19 protein-coding genes are annotated in these 21,518 nt (G+C 49.2%); 8 read left to right on the top strand and 11 right to left on the bottom strand.

The genetic code is table 11. From position 1 onward, the window contains the following. Positions 1–70 precede the first annotated feature (70 nt). Positions 71–1,579 carry an aminodeoxychorismate synthase component I gene (gene pabB / locus KDK13_RS13075; protein ID WP_257285413.1) on the top strand — a complete coding sequence of 503 codons (1,509 nt, stop codon included), beginning with the start codon at positions 71–73 and terminating at the stop codon, positions 1,577–1,579. 25 nt (positions 1,580–1,604) lie between these two features. Here the strand turns inward: pabB and KDK13_RS13070 are convergent, their stop codons facing one another. Next, complete coding sequence (locus tag KDK13_RS13070) at positions 1,605–2,426, bottom strand: alpha/beta fold hydrolase (RefSeq protein WP_257285412.1); 822 nt, start codon at positions 2,424–2,426, stop codon at positions 1,605–1,607. 110 nt (positions 2,427–2,536) lie between these two features. On the opposite strand from KDK13_RS13070, the gene KDK13_RS13065 reads away from it, so the two are divergent. Continuing rightward, the gene (locus KDK13_RS13065) at positions 2,537–2,815 is read left to right on the top strand and encodes a hypothetical protein (RefSeq protein ID WP_257285411.1); all 279 of its coding nucleotides are present in this window, start codon (positions 2,537–2,539) and stop codon (positions 2,813–2,815) included. A 20-nt stretch (positions 2,816–2,835) separates the two neighbouring features. Here KDK13_RS13065 and cysB read toward each other — a convergent pair whose 3' ends face one another. Next, a complete protein-coding gene (gene cysB, locus KDK13_RS13060) occupies positions 2,836–3,810 on the bottom strand; it encodes an HTH-type transcriptional regulator CysB (RefSeq protein ID WP_257285410.1) in 975 nt (324 codons plus the stop codon). A gap of 213 nt (positions 3,811–4,023) precedes the next feature. Between cysB and KDK13_RS13055 the strand changes: the two genes are divergently transcribed. Beyond that, positions 4,024–4,794 carry a sulfite exporter TauE/SafE family protein gene (locus KDK13_RS13055; protein WP_257285409.1) on the top strand — a complete coding sequence of 257 codons (771 nt, stop codon included), beginning with the start codon at positions 4,024–4,026 and terminating at the stop codon, positions 4,792–4,794. A 97-nt stretch (positions 4,795–4,891) separates the two neighbouring features. Continuing rightward, positions 4,892–5,980, top strand: coding sequence for a 3-deoxy-7-phosphoheptulonate synthase (locus tag KDK13_RS13050; protein WP_257285408.1), 1,089 nt, complete (start codon positions 4,892–4,894; stop codon positions 5,978–5,980). A gap of 8 nt (positions 5,981–5,988) precedes the next feature. Here the strand turns inward: KDK13_RS13050 and KDK13_RS13045 are convergent, their stop codons facing one another. The 3 genes from KDK13_RS13045 to nfuA form a co-directional block, all read right to left on the bottom strand. After that, complete coding sequence (locus KDK13_RS13045; protein ID WP_257285407.1) at positions 5,989–6,384, bottom strand: hypothetical protein; 396 nt, start codon at positions 6,382–6,384, stop codon at positions 5,989–5,991. Between the two features lie 155 nt (positions 6,385–6,539). Beyond that, positions 6,540–7,028, bottom strand: coding sequence for a transcription elongation factor GreB (gene greB / locus KDK13_RS13040; RefSeq protein WP_257285406.1), 489 nt, complete (start codon positions 7,026–7,028; stop codon positions 6,540–6,542). A 96-nt stretch (positions 7,029–7,124) separates the two neighbouring features. Then, complete coding sequence (gene nfuA, locus KDK13_RS13035; protein ID WP_257285405.1) at positions 7,125–7,706, bottom strand: Fe-S biogenesis protein NfuA; 582 nt, start codon at positions 7,704–7,706, stop codon at positions 7,125–7,127. Positions 7,707–7,878: 172 nt separating this feature from the next. Here nfuA and KDK13_RS13030 point away from each other — a divergent pair, with 172 nt between their 5' ends. Together KDK13_RS13030 and KDK13_RS13025 are read left to right on the top strand one after the other, a co-directional pair. Beyond that, positions 7,879–8,694 (top strand): hypothetical protein, encoded by an 816-nt coding sequence (locus tag KDK13_RS13030; protein ID WP_257285404.1) that lies wholly within the window; start codon positions 7,879–7,881, stop codon positions 8,692–8,694. A 25-nt stretch (positions 8,695–8,719) separates the two neighbouring features. Continuing rightward, positions 8,720–10,102: a hypothetical protein gene (locus KDK13_RS13025; RefSeq protein WP_257285403.1), complete on the top strand. Its 1,383-nt coding sequence runs from the start codon at positions 8,720–8,722 to the stop codon at positions 10,100–10,102. On the opposite strand, the gene cysG is transcribed toward KDK13_RS13025, so the two are convergent. Then, on the bottom strand, positions 10,099–11,472 hold the full coding sequence (gene cysG / locus KDK13_RS13020; protein WP_257285402.1) for a siroheme synthase CysG: 1,374 nt from the start codon (positions 11,470–11,472) through the stop codon (positions 10,099–10,101). The two genes, KDK13_RS13025 and cysG, sit on opposite strands and share 4 nt — an antisense overlap. 391 nt (positions 11,473–11,863) lie before the next feature. Here cysG and KDK13_RS13015 point away from each other — a divergent pair, with 391 nt between their 5' ends. After that, complete coding sequence (locus KDK13_RS13015; RefSeq protein WP_257285401.1) at positions 11,864–13,243, top strand: MATE family efflux transporter; 1,380 nt, start codon at positions 11,864–11,866, stop codon at positions 13,241–13,243. Positions 13,244–13,431: 188 nt separating this feature from the next. Then, positions 13,432–14,568 (top strand): BadF/BadG/BcrA/BcrD ATPase family protein, encoded by a 1,137-nt coding sequence (locus KDK13_RS13010; protein ID WP_257285400.1) that lies wholly within the window; start codon positions 13,432–13,434, stop codon positions 14,566–14,568. A gap of 96 nt (positions 14,569–14,664) precedes the next feature. Here the strand turns inward: KDK13_RS13010 and serS are convergent, their stop codons facing one another. From serS to KDK13_RS12985, 5 genes are all read right to left on the bottom strand, one after another. Further along, complete coding sequence (gene serS, locus KDK13_RS13005; protein ID WP_257285399.1) at positions 14,665–15,951, bottom strand: serine--tRNA ligase; 1,287 nt, start codon at positions 15,949–15,951, stop codon at positions 14,665–14,667. Positions 15,952–16,100: 149 nt separating this feature from the next. Further along, entirely contained in the window at positions 16,101–16,502 is a 402-nt protein-coding gene (gene crcB, locus KDK13_RS13000; RefSeq protein WP_257285398.1) for a fluoride efflux transporter CrcB, read from the bottom strand. 191 nt (positions 16,503–16,693) lie between these two features. Beyond that, positions 16,694–18,019 carry a replication-associated recombination protein A gene (locus tag KDK13_RS12995; protein WP_257285397.1) on the bottom strand — a complete coding sequence of 442 codons (1,326 nt, stop codon included), beginning with the start codon at positions 18,017–18,019 and terminating at the stop codon, positions 16,694–16,696. Further along, positions 18,016–18,753: an outer membrane lipoprotein chaperone LolA gene (gene lolA / locus KDK13_RS12990; RefSeq protein WP_257285396.1), complete on the bottom strand. Its 738-nt coding sequence runs from the start codon at positions 18,751–18,753 to the stop codon at positions 18,016–18,018. The genes KDK13_RS12995 and lolA overlap by 4 nt, the downstream gene beginning before the upstream one ends. A 22-nt stretch (positions 18,754–18,775) precedes the next feature. Further along, on the bottom strand, positions 18,776–21,172 hold the full coding sequence (locus KDK13_RS12985) for a DNA translocase FtsK (protein ID WP_257285395.1): 2,397 nt from the start codon (positions 21,170–21,172) through the stop codon (positions 18,776–18,778). Positions 21,173–21,518 lie beyond the last annotated feature (346 nt).

Raw genomic sequence — 21,518 nt, 5'->3', positions numbered from 1 at the left:
TAGCTTTCGTGAGATGTTTTTTTAATAAGCAATTGCGATTTAGAAAGTTATTTGCCATTCAGGCAACGCCTTGGATCGTTTGATTGCCTCGCTGGGCATTGTCACCGCGCCCGGTGTTTACGATGGCATAGTGCCTCGGCTCCGGTTAAAATGCCGACTGTTTTGTTCGGACACCTGTATGAAGACTCTGACGATTCTGGAACTGGAATATAAAAACGACACCAGCCTCTACTTTGAACATTTTATTCATCTACCTTATCCATGCTTTCTGGATAGTTCGTTATTTGATGGAAAACAGGCTGTCTGTAAAGATCATTCCAGCCGTTATGACATCATGACTGCAGCCCCCGAAAGGCACTTCACCTTCACCACAGACGGTGATTTGATTATTGAAGATCTGGTTCAGCAAAAAACAGAAATTTTGTCTGCAGCAGAACCTTTTTCGCAATTGTCAAATCGACTTCATCATATGAGCAAAGTTGACAATGCCGGTTTGCCTTTCGTTGGGGGTATGGTTGGTTTCTGGGGATATGAACTGTGTGAACACCTTGAGCCGGGCCGAATAGCCCATCGCGATATTTCCACGCCACTGATGTCCGTCGGACTCTATCAATGGGCCCTGATCTCTGACCATAAGGAACGACGGGCTTGCCTGGTGTTTCACCCGGATATATCAGCGTCATGGAAAACTGACATTCTGAAAGCTATTGATCCGACGCGCAGGCAGTCAGGCAGTTCGCCATTCAAGCTGCTCAACAAATTTACCCCGACACAGACTCCAGCTGAATACCAGTCTGCATTTCAGCAAATTCAGGACTATATTACGGCGGGAGATTGCTATGAGGTAAATCTTACCCAGCGCTTTACCGCCCCCTTCAGCGGTAATGCCTGGGAGGCTTTTAAAAAACTCAGAACGGTTGCCAAAGCGCCCTACTCGGCATTTATTTCCCGTCCTGACCTGACCATTCTCAGCCACTCTCCGGAGCAGTTTATCCGACTGGAACACGGTCATGTTTCCACGAAGCCAATCAAGGGTACCCGTCCCCGGGGTCGAACTGCTGAAGAAGACCGGGCCATTGCGGAAGAGTTACAACATAGCCAGAAGGATCAATCGGAAAACCTGATGATTGTCGATTTGCTGAGAAATGATCTTGGTAAAGTCTGTAAGACAGGTACGGTGTCTGTACCCCGGTTATTCGCCCTGGAAAGTTATGCCAACGTCCATCATCTGGTAAGCACAATTAAGGGCCAGCTTAAGTGCGATCATGATGCATTTGACCTGCTAAGAAGTACATTCCCCGGCGGCTCGATCACCGGCGCACCAAAAATTCGATCCATGGAGATTATCAGGGAACTGGAACCAGTGGCCCGGACTGTTTACTGTGGCTCCATTGGTTATATCAGCTGTGATGGGAATATGGATACCAGCATCACCATACGGACCATTCTTGCCAAAGATGGTGAATTACATTGCTGGGGAGGTGGGGCGATTGTTGCTGACTCTGATTGCGAATCGGAATACCAGGAGTCGATTACCAAAGTAAGAAACCTGATGAACACGTTGGAAACCTTTTTATAGAAACATTTTATAGAAACACTCCTTTTCACATTCCACATGCCAGTGGCCTTTGCAATAATAATGGCCACTGTTCAATCCAGCCCGATTGATGGTCTGCGCTGACTCTCTCGATCTTTATGCAGGAAGTATCCTCAAATGCTTCAAGGTAGTGCTGGCTGACCTGCACCGGGACTACCGAATCCCGGGTTCCATAAAAGTGCGTTTGCGATATTGACGATAATTGGGCACTGAAAGCGAGCGGATTCAGTGCCGCTGGCATTTCGGATACACCGTGGTGACGATTTAAAAACTCAGGGAAAAGGTTGCCCGCTACCGTACGAACACTTGTTACATCATTTCTATGTGCGGCGATTAACAGAGCCAACGCGCCACCACCAGAATAACCAACCAATTCCAGTTTTTCATACTGCCCTGTCGCTTTCAGGGAATTTACCACTGTATTCATAACCTGAAGTACTTTTGGGCTATAGCGTTTAAACGTCCATACCTCCCTGTTGCAATTGACGTTCATCACGTACTGGCAAGGCTGGGCAATATAGGCAAGGTCCGGCGATTTATCTTTCAGCATCAAATGATGAACAAGCCTGTTAGCCGGAGTTGGATCCATTGAAGGTCGGTTTGACCTCAACCATGCACGACCATCCCCTTCAATATAAATTCTAAGCGTACGACTCGCGGCTTCTTCTGGTGACCAGGTATAAACTGGCCAGTAAGTCTGGTCATAAACGACAACTTTTAATGAATGCGGCAGGTCCCCGGGGCTGACTTCAGGAATACCGGGTGGACTTGCACATCCTGCGACCAACCAGAAAAAGAGTGATATTTTTATTACCGCTATTTTATTCATATAGTATTGAAGCCTATAAATATAGATATTAATTCTATTATCGATTAAATCGCCACTGCTAAAATAGCAACCACTGGCAATGACAAACAACTCTCCGGGAGAAGATGATTATGAAAATCACCATGGTCAAGAAGATAATGGCCGACGGAAGCCTCTGTACAAAATGCCAGGACGTGCAGGAAAGACTGGAGAACTCAGGCCATATCAATCGGATTGATCAATTCTTCACAGCTATTGATGGCGATCCGAACAGTACCGGTATGTTGCTGGCAGAGATGTATCAGGTAGACAAGGCACCTTTTTTTATTGTCGAAGAAGATGGCAATGAGCCCGTCATTTATACCATTTACTTTAAGCTGGTGAAGGAAATTCTGGAAAAAGCGGCTTGAGCCAAGCCGCTTAAACACAGTTACCGGTTAGGTAGCTGAACATGTGAGAAAAGCTCATCCACTTCCGCCTTGTTATGGCGAAGGATTGCTTCCTGTACGACATCTTTGGTCAGGTGAGGCGCAAACTCTTCAATAAAGTCATACATAAATCCACGCAGGAAAGTACCGCGGCGGAACCCGATCTTGGTGATGCTTGGCTCAAACAAGTGATCAGCATTCAAGGGTACAAGGTCTGAGTCAAGTTCAGGGTCATAAGCCATTTTGGCAATGATCCCGACGCCCAGCCCCAGGCGCACATAGGTTTTGATCACGTCAGCATCGGTCGCAGTAAAAACTACCCTTGGTGACAAGCCTTCATTCATAAAGGCTTCATCCAGCTTGGAGCGACCGGTAAATCCGAAGACGTAGGTTACCAGGGCATATCGGACAATGTCTTTCAGGCTCAATTCAGATACCTGGGTTAATGGATGATCCCTGGGTACAAGAACACAACGGTTCCAGCGATAACACGGCATCATCACCAGATCATTGAATAAATCCAGTGCTTCCGTTGCGATTGCAAAGTCGACAGAACCGTCCGCTGCCATTTCGGCAATTTGAATGGGAGTACCCTGATGCATATGAAGGGCAACATCGGGATACTGGCTGATAAACTGCTGGATAATTCCCGGCAATGCATAGCGAGCCTGAGTATGGGTTGTAGCAATGGACAGACTGCCTTTGCGCTCGTCACTGAATTCCTGGGCAACCTGCTTGATCGACTCGACTTTTCTCAGAATCTCACCGGCTGTATCAATGATTTTCTCACCGGCGGGGGTAATGCGCGTCAGATGTTTTCCGCTTCGGGCAAAAACCTCAACGCCAAGCTCATCTTCCAAAAGCCGGATCTGTTTACTTATACCGGGCTGAGAGGTGTATAGGCTCTGCGCAGTAGCTGATACGTTGAGATCGTGGTGGGCGACCTCCCAGATATAGCGCAGTTGTTGCAGCTTCATTGATGGCCTCCGGTCAGGCAGGTTGTGCTGACAAAAATGATAAGAGTGAAACAGGATCCGTTAGTTCTATAAAGCATAAAAGAATGACATTAAATTCTTTTCCAGAATACAAGCCAGTCAATATAGTTACCAGCGAATCATTGATTTTTAGTCAATATTTTCAAACATCGCCTTGGCTAGATATAACTTTAGACCATAGATTTCGGGATACTTATGGATTTTCTAACATACATTGCCACCGGCGCCGGCGTTGGCTTTGCGGTTGGCCTGACAGGTATTGGCGGTGGTTCATTAATGACACCACTGCTGTTAATGTTTGGCTTTCCGGCTCATATTGCCATCGGAACGGATCTGATGTACGCAGCCATAACCAAGTCAACCGGAGTCATTGTCCATCACCGTCAGAGAAGCATTGACTGGACACTGGTCAAAACTCTCTGTGCTGGCAGTCTTCCTGCAACAGCCCTGACGATTGTTCTACTCAAGTTTTTTTTTGACAGAAGCGCTGATTATAGCCCGATCCTTACACTATGCCTTGGGATAATGTTAACCCTCACGGCGCTGTCGCTGTTCATGAGTCCTGTTCTGAAAAAAAGACAGAGTTCGGGTATCTCGATGATTCCACAGGCGTATCAGACACCGTTAACATTTATTGCCGGTAGTTTCCTCGGGGTTCTGGTTACGCTCTCATCGGTGGGAGCCGGAGCACTGGGAACAGCAGCTATTGTCCTTCTCTACCCCCTGCTGAAACCAGTCAAGGTAGTGGGGAGTGACCTGGCTCATGCTGTACCGTTAACGTTACTGGCAGGCTTTGGCCATATCTGGCTGGGGAATGTTGACTTTGCGCTGCTGGGCAGTTTGTTAATTGGCTCTATTCCTGCAATTTATGCAGGAACCCGTGTTGGTATGAAGCTACCGGACACTTTCATGCGCATCATCCTGGCCATTATTTTGTTTGCGCTGGGCCTGAAATACCTTTTTTAACCCTTTCAGGGTTGCAGGCCTGCGTCAGTTTGAATAAAGTGGACAACCCTCACAAAGCCAACGGAAAAAAGTCTTTTTTAAAAACGGAACCGCGCAAATGGCTGTTTTACCCATTGAAGATCTTAATGTTGAATCTCAGGAAGTTCTATTAAGCCCGGAGCGTCTCAAGGCTGATATTCCGCTGACGCAAGCAGCAGTAAAAACGGTATCTGAAAGCCGTGAAGTGATCAGGGATATTCTGGATGGCAAAGACCATCGACTGTTTGTGGTAATAGGTCCCTGCTCAATACATGATGTTGCCGCGGCGATAGATTATGCCCGCCGACTGAAAGCCCTCAGTGAAGAGTTGAAGGACACATTGTATCTGGTGATGCGCGTCTATTTTGAAAAGCCAAGAACGACGGTTGGCTGGAAAGGTCTGATCAATGACCCACATTTGAACGACTCATTTAAAATAGAAGAAGGTCTTCACATCGGTCGCCGCCTGTTAATGGATGTGGCCGAAATGGGTATTCCTGCGTCTACGGAAGCATTGGACCCAATCTCGCCCCAGTATCTTCAGGATCTGGTTGCCTGGTCTGCCATTGGTGCAAGGACCACTGAATCACAGACTCACCGCGAGATGGCCAGCGGCCTGTCCTCTGCCGTTGGCTTTAAAAATGGCACCGATGGCGGGCTGGAAGTCGCAATTAACGCCCTGCAGTCCGTTTCCAGTCCGCACCGTTTTCTCGGGCTGAACGGCCAGGGTCAGGTTGCGGTCACCCACACCAAAGGTAATCCTTACGGCCATATTGTTCTGCGTGGTGGCAGTGGCAAGCCAAACTATGACTCTGTCAGTGTTGCCCTGTGTGAGAAGGCGCTTGAAAAAGCAGGCATCCAGCCAAATATCATGGTGGACTGCTCCCACGCCAACTCCAATAAGGACCCGGCCCTGCAGCCACTGGTTATGGAAAATGTGACCAACCAGATCATTGAAGGCAATAAGTCAATTATTGGCCTGATGGTGGAAAGCAATATTGGCTGGGGTAACCAGAAAATGACCAATAATCTGGACGAACTGCAATACGGTGTTTCTATTACTGATGCCTGTATTGACTGGGAAACCACCGAGAAGACGCTGCGCAGCATCAGGGATAAATTGAAAGATGTCCTGCCGGGACGTCGGCAGGAGACTATCGAGGAATAGACGTTTACTCAAATAAACAGCTCAATTTGCCCGGGCTGTTCTTCTATTGAAGTGATTATGTTTTGCTCTTCAACCTGGGCAGTCTCCATCACACCGGGAAGCGACAGCTGGTTTTCGGGTGGCGTATAGATCTCCATAGTCTGTTTTTTGCCAAAACAGACTTTACGCTCTACCGGCATATTGCTGATTCTTCGGTCGAGAATCGCTGAGCAGATCATGCAGACACTGGACAGATGACCATTAACCAACACCTCGTAGCGACAGTCACTGTTGAGAACTTCGGTACAAAGCGTACGATCACCTCTTGACTCAATATCCAGATTTGCCTCAACCAGATGGCGCACAGCACTGCCGTCTTCGGTGACAAAAAAATTGGATAGAATGGCCTGTTTATAACGCTTCACAGTTCCGTCGGACTACCGGGTGATTAATTAGCTAGGGATTACCAAAAAGCGGAATAATTTACACCATTATTTCAGAGAGTTATAGCGATATCTTTACCCTTTTTCAAAAGAGGACAAAAATACCATCAATACAGCCTGAAAAACCATAGCGTTGCCTACTCTGGATCTGAAAAGGGTTGATACTGTATTTTATTGATAAACCAGATTTTGCGCCCACCTGGTGCATTCACCACAATTTCATCGTCTACCTGACGCCCAACCATTGCCCTGGCCATGGGGGAATCGATGGTAATATGATTGTTTTTCACATCAATCTCATCGGCACCCACTATGCGGCAGTGGAGTATTTCACCCTCTTCACTTTCCAACTCAACCCAGGCACCAAAAAATGCCTTACCTTCCTGCTCTGCCGAGTAATCAACGACTTTCAGGATTTCAAGCCGTTTACTGAGATAGCGTATCCGGCGGTCAATCTCACGAAGCTGTCGCTTTCCTTCTTTATATTCCGCATTTTCACTCCGGTCCCCAAGGGCAGCGGCCTCAGAGACAGCCTGTGTGACTTCGGGACGCTTGACTCGCCAGAGATACTGAAGCTCCTGCTCAAGCTTTTCTTTTCCAGCACGGGTAATAAGAGGAGACTTCATAAGGAGAAACCGGAAACCAACGGTAAAAGTAGAAACAATATAAGAGATAATAAAGGAGGGAAGTGAACTCCACTTCCCTCATCAACGAGGCCAGCTTTATTTGTAAAAAGCATTCTCGGTGTTACTGTGGTCCGTCACATCCCGAACGCCTTTCAATTCGGGAATACGCTCCATCAGCGTCTTTTCAACACCATCCCTGAGCGTCATATCGACCGCAGCGCACCCCTGACAACCACCGCCAAACTGAAGAACAGCGACGCCATCATCCAGTTCCACCAGGGATACCACTCCACCGTGGGAGGCCAGCCCGGGGTTAACTTCCGTTTGCAGGAAGTAGTTGATTTTCATATCCAGGGGACTGTCTTCATTGACCTTGGGCATCTTGGCATTGGGTGCCTTGATGGTCAGCTGACCGCCCAGCTTATCTTCGGCAAAATCAACAACTGCTTCTTCAAGAAAAGGCTCACTGGTGCCTTCAACATGACAATTAAAATATTCAAGCTCCAGCTCCAGATCACCCTCTTTCTCTTCCCCTGGCTTACAATAGGCAAGACAGGTTTCTGCATGAGGCGTGCCGGGGTTACTGACAAACAGGCGTACACCAATCCCCTCAACCCCTTGTTTTTCTAATAGTTGGGCAAGATATTTCTGTGCGGCTTCAGTGAATGTAATGTTCAAGGCAACATTTCCTCTATTAACTTCCTGGCTATTCTATGCCATTGGGAGGTTTCAGAGAATCCCTACCGGATAACTCGGTTATTCAAAACGGTTTCATTTATCATAACAATCAGCGAGAATAGTTCGCATTTACAATTAATCGACCTTTTCCTCAACAAGCAAGAGATTGATAATGAAAGAGACCATCAGCATTTTGGGTTGTGGCTGGCTGGGCATGCCATTGGGCGAACGACTGGTGAAAGATGGCTATTCAGTCAAGGGGTCTACCACCCGGGAGCAAAAGCTGGAGGCTATTTCTGCGGTTGGCATGGAGCCTTATATGATCGGGCTTTCACCAGAACCAGAAGGTGATATTGAGTCATTTCTTGATACCGATATTCTCTTCATCAATATTCCACCGGGAAAAGGCGATGGCCAACCCCACTTTTACCTTCGCCAGATGAAGGCGCTGCTTAACCGTATCGGGCAATCCAGGGTTAAAAAAATTATTCTGATCAGTGCCACCTCCGTTTACCCCCAAAATAACGCTGTGGTAAAAGAAGAAGATGCCGTTCGCATTGACTCCCCATTCTCTGATACCGCATGGCTGGATATTGAACAGTTGTTCACTCAACATGACGACCTGAAAACCACGGTGCTTCGTTTTTCTGGCCTTATTGGCGGTGAATATCAACCAGGCCGCTATTTTTCCGGCAAAGAGCTGGGGGGCGCTGACGATCCGGTAAATATGATACACCGGGAAGACTGCCTGCAAATCATCGGGCAGATTATTGCTAAAAATCTGTTTGGGGAAGTCTTTAACGCCTCAGCGGATGAGCACCCTACCCGGCGCCAGCTCTACACCCGTTCTTGCCAAATCATGGGCATTGCCCCGCCCATTTTTATCGATAAACCCATGCCCTATCGCCTGGTGAATTGCGATAAATTGAAGAAAGCGCTGAACTATCAGTTTGTTTATCCAGATCCATTAACCGCATTGTCTAATTAATTTACATGGTATATTCCTTTAGCGGATGGAATATACCAAAAAACATTTAGATGAGTGTACCCCAATGAACCCTTTGTCCTTCGATCCTAAACCAGTGTCCACTTCCTTCAGAACCAATAACACCAGTGATCAAAGTTCATTTTTTGACTACCGCCATGTTGTTCCCTGTTCAGGCTCCGATTTGCCTGAAATGAAAATTGAACCTATGGACACCGGTGAAACTCCATTTTGCAGTAACCTGTCGCAACGCAGTATAATACTGTCGCAAATACGGTCTTTTCTTAAACCTGACGCAAGTGAACAGGCAGTCAATATCCTGCTTGATATTATCAATATTGAATGCCAGACCCTGAGAGGCCATGAAATATACTCTCTGAGCCAGGAAGATATATCCAGCTTTATTTCTGATCGCTTTAAAGTGAGATCATATTATCTACTGCATCAATTTCAGGATACTTGTTTCAGAAAAGTTAATGAGGACTTGCGGACAATTTCATTATTTACGGAATTTAATATAACCACCGAAATGGCAATAAAACATTTTATAAATAGTGAATATTCCCCAAAAACAGCAGGTTTGAATGTTTTTTTCCGTGCAGGCAAATTCACTTGTCCCAATGACGAAATGGGCCGCAGCAGAAATTCTATCCTGAAAGAGAAAATTTTTAACCCTCAAACTATTAACCGTCAGGGACAAGCCCATGGTATTGGCTTATACAGTACCCCAAGCATCGCTGCCGCCAGGGGTTACCTTCATAAAGGTTATAATAAGGGAAATCCAGTCACCCTACTGACCGTATTTATTAAACCAGGTACCAATATCCTGTCTCTGGCAAATAACAGTCCATTTTCCTGTTTTCTGGACCAACGATACCCAACGGTTAAGAACACAATATTAAAAGATATAAGACAGGACAAATGCCATATAGAAAACTGCCTTTTTATCATGCCCGCATCAGAAACCCGATATGGTTATACATTGATCAAGTCGCCAGAAATAATCAGAAAAGTTACCCCTTATGATTACACCTTGCTAACAAAGCTACACGTGCCTTTTAGCCGTGATGAAATCAGTGAGCATAAGATGACACCAAGGCCAATGCCAGCTACGTTACAGCCTGAATATATCAAGCATGATTTCATTGAAGTAACGCCTGATTCTGACAAGTCGTATCTGCCAATCCATCGTCATGCCGCCAGAAATCGTTTTGCAGCCAATAGTAAGCTCCGGGATAAAAATGGTAAATCAGAGAATCAGGAGGAGATCTGCGAAAACATCTATAAATTCTACACAACCATAGACGGAATCTATTATCTAATCAGGCCATCAGCTCGCCCCTATGAACTTAGCAGGGATTTTTCATCACCGGTATTCCATGTCCAGTACAAGCTTTCAAAAACAGGCTAGCACCATTTCAGTTTGTCTCTAAGGCTAACCACACTGCCAATAATGATTATTGTCGGAGCCTTTACCTTTTCGGATTCAATAATTTTATTAATGGTGCCCAGGGTTCCGGTAAAGACCCGTTGATTGCGCGTAGTCCCCTGTTGAATCAAGGCTATGGGCGTCTGAACATCCCTTCCATGATCAATTAACGCCTGGCAGATGCGGGGTAGCCCCAGCAGGCCCATATAAAACACCAGCGTTTGATCGGGGTCCAGCATTTCACTCCAGTTCAAAGCATAGCTGCCATCTTTCAGGTGCCCCGTGACAAAGCGGACCGACCGGGCGTGATCCCGATGGGTCAGGGGAATGCCGGCATAGCTGGAACAGCCGGAAGCGGCAGTAATACCCGGCACCACCTGGAAAGGGATGCCCTCACTGGCCAGTGTTTCAATCTCCTCACCACCCCGCCCAAAGATAAACGGGTCGCCACCCTTCAATCGCAGAACCCGCTTACCCTCTTTGGCCAATTTGACCAACAGGGCATTGATCTCTTCCTGGGGGCGTGTGTGTCGATCACGCTTTTTACCAACGTAGATATAATCTGCATCCCGGCGACAAAGTGCCAGGACATCCTCAGACACCAGCCGATCATGAAGCACAACATCGGCCTGCTGCATTAACCGCAGCGCTTTGAATGTCAGAAGGTCTGGATCACCCGGACCTCCGCCCACCAGATACACTTCGCCGACTTTCTGCGCCGGGGTATTTTCCAGGGTCTGTTCAAGCAAATCCCGGGCACCCGGCAAATCGCCCGCCAGCGCCTTTTCCGCAGCAGGCCCTGACAACACGTTCTCCCAGAAATACCGGCGGTCATTGAGCTGACTGAACCTGGCCTTGACCAGATCGCGGCACTCACCGGCCAGCGCAGCCAGGCGGCCATAGCCATCAGGTAACAGCGTCTCCAGCTTTTGCCTCAGAAGACGGGCCAGAACCGGCGCTTTACCTCCGGTTGAAAAGGCAACCACCACCGGAGAGCGATCAACAATCGCCGGCATTACGGCATTACCGGCATCCGCATCATCCACCACATTGACAAACAGCTGTCGTTGTTGCGCCAACATGGCTACCTGACGGTTGACACCCTGATCATCCGTTGCAGCAATGACCAGACAGACATCGTTCAGGTCATGGTCATCAAATGGCTTTTCCAGTAATTGGTGATCACCGCTGGCAAGAAACTCGCGAATATCTGCAGACACCTCTCTGGCCACCACTCGAACATTGGCACCAGAAGCGATGAGAAGCCTGATTTTACGCAGGGCGATATCGCCACCACCCACCACCAGACAACGCTGGTTACGTACCTGTAGAAATAATGGCAGATAGTCCATGTTCTTCTCGTTATTTATAGGGCTCTGTGGACATAAGATTGCAGGCTCAAATCATGTAAGCCTGCGGTACGGCTCCGGATGGCATGAGTTTACCAGCATACGACAGAACCAGGATAACAATGTTTTCTTATCATATATTCTTAAAAGTTATATAAGACACACACTGAACAAAAAGATAGGGAAAAATCCGACTTCTATCTTATGCAACGATAAGAGTAGAGTTGTTACAAAATATGACGATATAGCTTTTTCTACTGTTACTGCATCACTCCGGCATATCCATAAAGAGGATGCTATACAGTTCATGGCTGTTTATATCCGAATGAGACCTCTCTCCCCTCTTTCACGGATTGAAACGCGCTTCAGGCCCCCAATAATTGTTAGCCGCTTTATGACCAGTCAAACTATTGAAAACCAAGCCCCGAACAGGGATTTCCTGCGTAATCTCTGGCAATTGGCATTGCCTATCTCCCTGCAATCCATGATGTTTTCGATGCTGGGATTGATCGATATATTCATGGTGTCCATGCTCGGTGAAACAGAAGTTGCTGCGGTAGGGATGGGAAACCGGATTTTCTTCTTTAACCTGATTCTGATTGCCGCCCTGGGCAGTGGCATGAGTATTCTGGCCGCACAGTATGTTGGTGCCCGAAATATGGATGGTATGCGCAGGACGCTGGTCCAGACCATCATTGCAGCAGTGGCCATCACCACCCCGTTTGCCATTGTTTACCTGCTCTTTCCAGAACAGATCATGGGCCTGATCAGTGATGACCTCACCCTGAAAGCTCTGGGCAGCAGTTATCTGATCATCACCGCTCCCTCCTTTCTCTGCGTAGCGGTCACCATACCGCTGGAAGCCCTGCTGAGAACCAATAACGACGCAAAAACACCGACACGTATTGGTTTTATCACCATCCTCATGAATGTGCTGTTTAATTATCTGCTCATCTATGGTCATTTTGGCTTTCCAGCCCTTGGGGTTGCCGGTTCTGCATGGGGCACAACCATTTCACGGTTGATTCAGGCTGGCTTACTCATCTATTACCTCCTTGAGGTTCGCCCCGGCCTAAAGCCGGTAAAAGCTGACCTGTTGCAATGCAAAAATCGTAAACACTGGATTAAATACATTGGCATCTGTGTTCCCATGTTGATACAGGATGGTCTCTGGTCATTTGGCTTGATACTGTACAACCTGATGTTTGCCCAGATGGGGGTTGTTGAACTGGCGGTAATGAGCGCTGTCTCTTCCGTTGAAGGTGTCCTGATTTCCCTGTTTATCGGGTTCGCCATTGCTACCTCGATCATACTCGGTAAGGAACTCGGTGCTGGAGAGTTTGATCTCGCCTGGAAACAGAGCCGTTATTTCATGCTGGCCGCGCCGGCAATCGCCTTATTGATTGGTATTCTTACCCTGGTCTTCAATGAGCAGATCGTCAGAATGTTCGGCAAATTTCAGGGTGATAGCTTGAAAATGGCCAGCGAGGTGCTGATCATTGCCGGTTTTGCCCTGTGCATCCGGGTCATAAACCTGACCGGAATTGTTGGTGTTCTGCGCAGCGGTGGTGATGTGAAAGCCACGGCAGCCATCAATATCATTGGCATGTGGTTTGTAGGTCTGCCCCTGGCCTGGGCAGCGGTGAATATCTGGCATTGGCCATTGTACCTGGTGTTTATCTGCGCCCTGATGGAGGAAGTGACCAAAGCGGTTCTGGTGCTTTACCGGGTGCTGGCCAGATACTGGTTGAAAAATCTCACTGTTGAGTATTAAACCGTATTAAACCGTGTTGAACCGATCGCCCCAGGCCAGCAGGGGCAGGGGTGTCCACTTCCATGAAGGAGCCTGTCAAAAGACAAGATAAAACATCCGAATTCGACTGCAGAAAAGCGATGCGGGAACCAAAGTATTGTACAAATATCCAAGTAACTTCATTACATTAACTAATGAAGGTGATAGACATGAACATCTCCCCTGCTCAAGCAGTCGACTTGACGATTAACCAAACTGCAACCACACCACCAACGACTGCCAGCGAAGGATCATGTGTCGGCCGTTCGGTGGCTACTCTGCCAGCTGTGGCCTTCCATTTACCCACTGTCGACAATGACGATTACAGCCTCCCCTGCCTGAGGCAGGCTAATCCACCTGAACTCAAGCAACGGGAAGCAACCTATTGGATTGGCGTCGATGGGGGCGGCACTAAAACTGCGGTGGCTATTTTCGGGAAAGATGGCAAAGTTCTGGGTCGCGGAAAGTCCGGCTGTTCGAACACCTGTACGGTGGGAGTTGAGGACTCTGCCAAAACCATTATGGCCGCAGTTCATGAAGCACTTGCCAGTGCAGAACTGAAAGAAAATGCCCTGAAAAATATGTATGCAGGTATTGGCCTGGCGGGTGTCAACCAGGAACCGCAACGGAGCCAGATGCGGAACCATCAATTCCCTTTTGCCGGCGTCCGTATTGATACCGACGTCTACGCTGCATGCCTGGGTGCGTTTGATGGCAAGGATGGCGCCATCCTGATTCTGGGTACCGGCTCCTGTGGCGGCATTATGAATAATGGAGAGTTGACCACGGTGGGCGGCTGGGGTTTCCCGATTTCTGATCTGGGCAGTGGCGCCCAGCTTGGACTTACAGCCATTCAATACGCGTTGAAGGCCCATGACGGCATCCGGGAAAAAACGCCATTGAGTGAAGAAATCATGGCAACGCTTTTTGACAACCGGGGGGAAAACGCTGTCCGCTGGCAACAAACGGCAAAGCCTGCCGACTACGGCAAGGTGGCAGAGTTAATCACCAGACATCTGAAGAACGGGGATACTCTTGCCAGGCAGCTGATGCAGGAAGCGGCGCAAGAGGCCGCTGACATAATCCGTAGCCTGTTGAGGCGCGGGGCCAGTGGCTGCGCCCTGGTTGGCGGAGTAAGCGAGCACATCAAGCCTTTCCTGCCGGAGGATCTGGCCAAGGTGACGTTCATTCCGGGACCGGACCGGGATGCACTGCGTGGTGCGCTCAAGATGGCTGAGCAGTCCTGCCGGGAGTCGCAGAAGATAACCGATAGCTTACCAGCAAGTACCGTGGCCAGGGACCGATAACAATTCGTCCATCATTAACACCATCATTATTAACATCATCATTATTAGCATCAGGGGCAAGAGGGTGAAATCAAAATCGTCACCCTCCTCATCCCATTAAAGAATACTAATCCCGCCCATATAGCCCTGAAGCACTTCAGGAATATGGATACGCCCATCTTCATCCTGGTAGTTTTCCAGCACTGCCACCAGGGTACGACCCACGGCAAGACCTGAACCATTCAGCGTATGTACCAGCTCCGGCTTGCCTGATTCATTGCGGAAACGGGCCATCATACGGCGTGCCTGGAAATCAACACAGTTACTGACCGAGGAGATTTCACGGTACTGATTCTGGGCAGGCAGCCAGACTTCAAGATCGTAAGTCTTGGCGGCACCAAAGCCCATATCACCACCACACAGGGCAACGACACGATAAGGCAGGCCCAGCTTTTGCAGAATGGCTTCAGCGTGTCCGGTCATCTCTTCCAGGGCATCGAAGGATTTCTCAGGATGGACGATCTGAACCATCTCAACCTTTTCAAACTGGTGCTGTCGGATCAGGCCACGGGTATCACGACCATAACTGCCCGCCTCACTTCGGAAACAGGCAGTATGGGCGGTCAGTCGAATGGGCAGCTGATCAGCATCAACAATCTGTTCACGTACCAGATTAGTCAGGGTGACTTCTGCAGTAGGAATCAGGAAAAACTGCTTCTGCTCAGTGCCGGTGTCATCATCACAGGCCGTTTTGAACAGGTCTTCACCGAATTTTGGCAGCTGGCCAGTACCGTAAAGTGCCTTATCATGAACCAGCAACGGGGTAATGACTTCTTCATAGCCGTGTTCTGTGGTCTGAACATCCAGCATAAACTGGGCCAGTGCCCGGTGCAGCCGGGCAATTTTGCCACGCAACATGGCAAACCGGGAGCCGGAAATATTGGCAGCTCCCTCAAAATCAAGGCCAAGGGCTTCACCCAGATCGACGTGATCTTTGACGTCAAACTCAAACTTCCGTGGCTCACCCCAGGAACGAACCAGTACGTTATCATTCTCGTCCTTGCCTTCTGGCACGGAGCTGTCTGGCAGGTTAGGTACTTCCAGCAGCAGGTCATTCAGCTCATCCTGCAACTGGGAAAGGTTCTGCTCATTTTCCTTCAGCTCCGCATTGACCTGATCCATGCGCGCTTTAAGCACCGAAACATCACCGCCCTGCGCCTTGATCTTGCCAAATTCCCTGGAACCCGACTTACGTTCGCTCTGCAGCTGCTCAGTTTTAACCTGAAGCGACTTGCGACGCTCTTCCAGAGAAACCAGACGCTCAACATCCAGTTTGTAGTGCTTTTTCAACAGCTGTTCCGCCACAGCTTCAGGGGTGCTGCGAACGATTTTGGGGTCTAGCATATTCCTACCGAATTCACTGATTGGACGATGGTTTTCTTATCCGGACCAGAGGTTTCAAATGTTTACCATTCTCGTCACGGGTAACCTGCTGATGATACACCATGACTCAGTGACATTCGATAAAGATAGTGAACAGTAAGTTAGGGCAGCTAACCGTTCAGGACCGCCCGAATGCCCTGATAGCCCAGCCAGGTGCCAAACAGACACAGAATAACGCTGGCCAGAACATAGGCAACTGCCTCAACGGACCGATCGGATTGAAAAAGCCGGAAAATATCCAGTGAAAAAGTAGAAAAGGTGGTGAGCGCTCCCAGAAATCCTACTGTGGCAAAATCTCTCCAGATTGGAGGGAGGACACTTTTTTCTACCAGACAATACCAGCCAATCCCGATCAGAAACGAACCAATCATGTTTACCGTTAGCGTCGGCAGTGGAAACCACTGGTCATTCCCGGATTTGGCATACCACTCATAAACCAGGGATCGGGCCAATGCCCCAAGGGCTCCCCCGGCTGCTACAGCAAGGTAGTTCAGCATATACGGGTATTGCATCAGAGGCTCCTTTGAGACGAGTGGTACAGTTGCTGGAATTTATACAGGGTTGAACAATGTTAACAGCGTTAAAAGCGTCAGAAGCAAGTAAACGACATAGTTAGAGCTTCTGACATTGATTAACTTTGGTATTAGTTCAGAGTTGTATTTTTTTAAGTTTAAAAAATATGATTGGATAATATCACTTAAAACTAACGCTTCCTTATGCTCTCTTCATCAAGACGCTTCAGCCAGGCCAGTTTTTCCCTGATCTTAATCTCCAACCCACGATCATTTGGCTGGTAATAGTCCGGGGCTTCCATCTCTTCAGGAAAGTAGTGCTCCCCGGCAGCATAGGCATTGGGTTCATCGTGGGCATAGCGATAACCATCACCATAACCAAGACTCCCCATTAATTGTGTCGGTGCATTGCGCAGGTGATGAGGTACTTCATGGGATGGATTACTTTTTACGTCGTCCAATGCTGCTTTCCAGGCTTTATAAACCGCATTGCTTTTCGGTGCGCAGGCACAATAGACCGTGGCATGGGCCAGGGCCAGAAGCCCTTCCGGGGCTCCCAGCCGCTCAAATGCCTGCCAGGCATTAATGGCTATTTCCAGCGCCCTTGGGTCTGCATTACCGATATCCTCACTGGCGATAGCCACCAGCCGGCGAATCACATAGAGTGGATCCCCTCCCCCATCGACAATTCGAGCAGCCCAGTAGAGTGCTGCATCTGGATTGGAGCCGCGGACGGACTTATGAAAGGCTGAAATAGTATCGTAAAAGGCATCACCGCCTTTATCGAAACGGCGGCCTGTATCGGCAAGAATGGCCTGAACCGCCCCAGAGGTGATAATGCCGTTATCAGCCAGGTCTGATGCCACTTCCAGTGCATTGAGCGCCTTGCGACCATCGCCGTCAGAATAGCGAATCAGAATATCCCTGGCACTCTTCTCAAGCTGGATTCCCTTTCCGCCCAGCCCTCTTTCTTCATTGCTCAAAGCCTGGTCAACAAGTTGGCCAATCGCCTCTTCCCCCAGTGACTTAAGTACGTAGACCCTGGCCCTGGAGAGTAAGGCATTATTGAGTTCAAACGACGGGTTTTCGGTAGTGGCCCCGATAAAAATAACGGTACCATCTTCTATATGAGGCAGGAATGCATCCTGCTGGGACTTGTTAAACCGATGAACCTCATCGACAAACAGTACGGTTTTCCGCTGGTAAAACCGCTGTTCATCCTTAGCCCGTGCCACCGCTTCCCGTATATCTTTAACACCACAAAGGACGGCAGAAAGAGTTTCAAAATGGGCATCGGTTTTTGTCGCAACCAGCCTCGCCAGTGTTGTCTTGCCGACGCCAGGAGGCCCCCAGAAAATCATGGAATGAAGCATCCCCTGTTCCAACGCTTCCCGAAGTGGCTTGCCCCTGGCAAGGATATGTTCCTGCCCCAGGTATTCATCGAGGGTCCCTGGACGCATCCTCGCCGCCAGGGGTTCATAGCGATCAGCGCCAAGGCTATCAAAGAGTGATGTCATACCCCACTCTCATCAATAATATCAAAACCGGCCTGCTCTAATGTCTTCACGTCAGGTTCAAACAGTGTGTTGTCTATCGGTTGATTGAGGTCTACCCGGGTAAAGTCGATTCGTCGTTTGCCACCGAGAGCATCCACCATACTGATGGCTGAAATCTCATCTCTGGAAAAATGGATTTCCAGCATTTCAAAAAGGTCTGACGCTTTACCGGGCCTCAGGGTATAAACCACCTCAGGACCGTAGCTCATGCGGGTTACCGCGTACTGTGTCAAAAACTCACTGGCATTGCCACTGAGCAGCTGTACGGCGGCAGGTCCTGACTGATTGTCCTGCTTTTTAATCACCACCTGCTTAAAGTCAGGGTCGAGCATCCAGAGCTTGCCATCTTTGGCAATGATCTCCTGGTTAAATGGTGAAGTGATATGCCAGCGGAACTGGTTTGGTCGTTTAAGCTGCATACTCCCCTTCTCGACTTTGGGTTGGCCACTTTTATCAATGGTAGTTTGCGAGAAATTGGCACTGACAGTATTCATGGCCTGCAGCTTCTCAGCCAACTCATCAACGGCTTTCCGGTCATGTTTTATTGTGGCCGGTGTGCTGGACAATGCAGATGCATGAATTGTGGATGAATCAATGGTGGATGCTTCAATGGATTTCTGCCCAGCAGGCCAGGCTGGCATACTGACAGCAAAAAACAGTGGTAAAACAGCAAATAACCGCGTTTTCTTGAACATATACAGGATCTTGTCTGGATAATTAATGCTTGACCGGTGGTGGCGCAATGACTTCACGATTACCATTGCTCAATGCCGGACTAACGACACCTGCCGCCTCCATGGCCTCAATCATTCGGGCTGCCCGGTTATAACCTACTTTCAGTTGTCGTTGAACCGAAGAAATGGACGCCCTGCGGGACTCGGTAACAAAGGCCACGGCTTCATCATAGAGAGGGTCCTGCTCACTGTCATCCAGGCCACCGGAAAATGCGCTGCCTTCCGAACTTTCGCTGACCCCATAGAGAATCTCTTCAACAAAGTCCGGCGCTCCCCGTAGCTGCCAGTCGGCAACCACCCGATGCACTTCATCGTCAGCAACGAAAGCACCATGGATACGGACAGGGACACTGGTTCCCGGTGGGAGATAGAGCATGTCGCCGTGTCCCAGCAGCTGTTCAGCGCCTCCCTGGTCGATAATGGTTCGGGAGTCAATCTTACTGGACACCTGGAAACTGATTCGTGTGGGAACGTTGGCCTTGATCAGGCCGGTAATGACATCCACCGATGGACGCTGTGTAGCCAGGATCAGGTGAATACCCGCTGCCCGGGCTTTCTGGGCAATACGGGCAATGAGTTCTTCAACCTTTTTACCGACAATCATCATCATGTCGGCAAATTCATCAACGACTACGACGATAAAGGGCAGCGTGTCCAACTCTGGGGCCACATCTTCTGAAGAAATCGGCTGATAGAAGGGATCCCTGATCGGCTCACCCTGATCCAGGGCATCTTTCACCTTCCGGTTATAGCCGGCAATGTTACGAACCCCCATATGCGCCATCAGCTTGTAGCGACGCTCCATTTCGGCAACGCACCAGCGCAGGGCATTGGCCGCCTCTTTCATGTCCGTCACCACCGGGGCCAGAAGATGGGGAATACCGTCGTAGATCGACAGCTCCAGCATTTTCGGGTCAATCATGATCAACCGCACATCCTGCGGGCTAGACTTGAACAGCATGGACAAAATCATGGCATTGATACCGACGGACTTACCGGAGCCCGTGGTACCGGCAACCAGAAGGTGCGGCATTCTAGCCAGATCAACAATCACGGGTTGACCGGAAATATCATGTCCCAAGGCAAGACTGATCGGGGACTGTGCATCGGCAAACGCCCCGGATGAAATGATCTCACCGAAGAAAACGGTTTCACGGTCATCATTGGGAATCTCAATCCCCATCACCGACTTTCCGGGAATCACTTCCACCACCCGGACACTGACCACGGCCAGGGAGCGGGCCAGGTCACTGGCCAGGTTGGTAATTTTACTGGCCTTGGTACCGGGTGCCGGCTGGATCTCAAAACGGGTAATGACCGGGCCAGGATGAACGGCAACCACGTCGACGTCGACGTTGAAGTCTTTTAACTTCAACTCCAGCAACCGGGACATGGCATCCAGTGACTCTGGACTCATGGCCTTGCCGGAGGGACGGGCTTCATCGAGCAACGATGCAGCTGGTAAACTTCCAGGCGGGGTGTGTTCAACATTATGCTCAGCATTATGTTTAACAAGAGGAAGCGCCTTCTCCGGCAATGGAGGAGGAACCATCGCCGGCACTTTTGGCTTATCGGCTCTATTCTCAGCCATCGGTGCAACCGGTGGCCTGTAATCTCCCTGGCTCTGTAATACAGGCTCTTCCTTTTTGACCGGCGAAAGGATGCTTTTCCCAGGCTGACGCTGCTTCCTGCTGTCCAGCTTCTCTTTCAACGTAAAATAAAGCGCAACCAGATGTTCTTTACAGTAAACGGCAAAGCGAAGGCTCCAATAGCCGACACTGTCCATCAGACGAAACCAGGAAAGATCGGTATAAAGTGTCACGCCGAGGAGAAACAGGGCCATCAGCAACAGAGTGCTGCCGGTTACATTAAAGGCTGGCAGGAATAGCTGGATAAGCAGTTCGCCAATAATACCGCCGCTGGCCGAGGGAAACAGCCCGCCCAACCCATGATAATGGAGTGAAGCCAGGGCTGCGCCTGAAGCAATCGTCAGAATAAACCCCGTACTGCGAATTAACAGTAACCAGGAGTTCCATTCATCAGGTTCATGGCGGTAGCGAAAAACCTTGACCGCCTTTATCACCAGAATAACCGGCACCATCCATGCCAGAAACCCAAACAGGGTTAGCAGCAAATCGGCAGACCATGCCCCGAACCGGCCGGCACTGTTGGCAATCTCTTTGACCGAACCCACATGGGACCAGCCGGGATCGGCCTTGTCATAACTGAACAGTGCCAGTGATAGAAAAGCAGCCAGTACCAGCCAGCCAAACATGATGCCTTCACGCACTCGTGATGAGAGCGTTTCTGCAACCGCTTCGTTTCGGGTTGAACGCTTACGCTGTCGTATGGAAATGGACTCTTCTGACTGCCCTTTCATGGGCTGAGGACTCTCATTTGGCTGAGGGCTCTCATTTGGCTGAGGGCTCTCATTTGGCTGAGGGCTCTCACCTGGTTGAGGACTCTCACCCGACTGATGATTCTTCTTACTGACCGGCTCTGCCATTCGGCTCCCTGAGATAACTGACTATAAACACAGTAGTTTAATCTGAGAAGATAACACGAGCCCTGATCTGCGGACAATCCTGCATCCTCACACAACGTACAAACATCGACCGATGCTGCAAGAATGAACAGTTTTTTATAGCCCCTGATCCCATCGCAGGGTATTTTACCAAGCCCGTCGTAAAGCATCGCCCAATCGGGCGGTGATATAAGACAGGAGC

The sequence above is a fragment of the Endozoicomonas sp. SESOKO1 genome (genome assembly GCF_024606265.1).
In the GTDB taxonomy this organism is placed as follows: Bacteria; Pseudomonadota; Gammaproteobacteria; order Pseudomonadales; family Endozoicomonadaceae; genus Endozoicomonas.
Note: the sequence above shows the minus strand (reverse complement) of the source record. Positions and strands in the feature narration are given on the sequence as shown.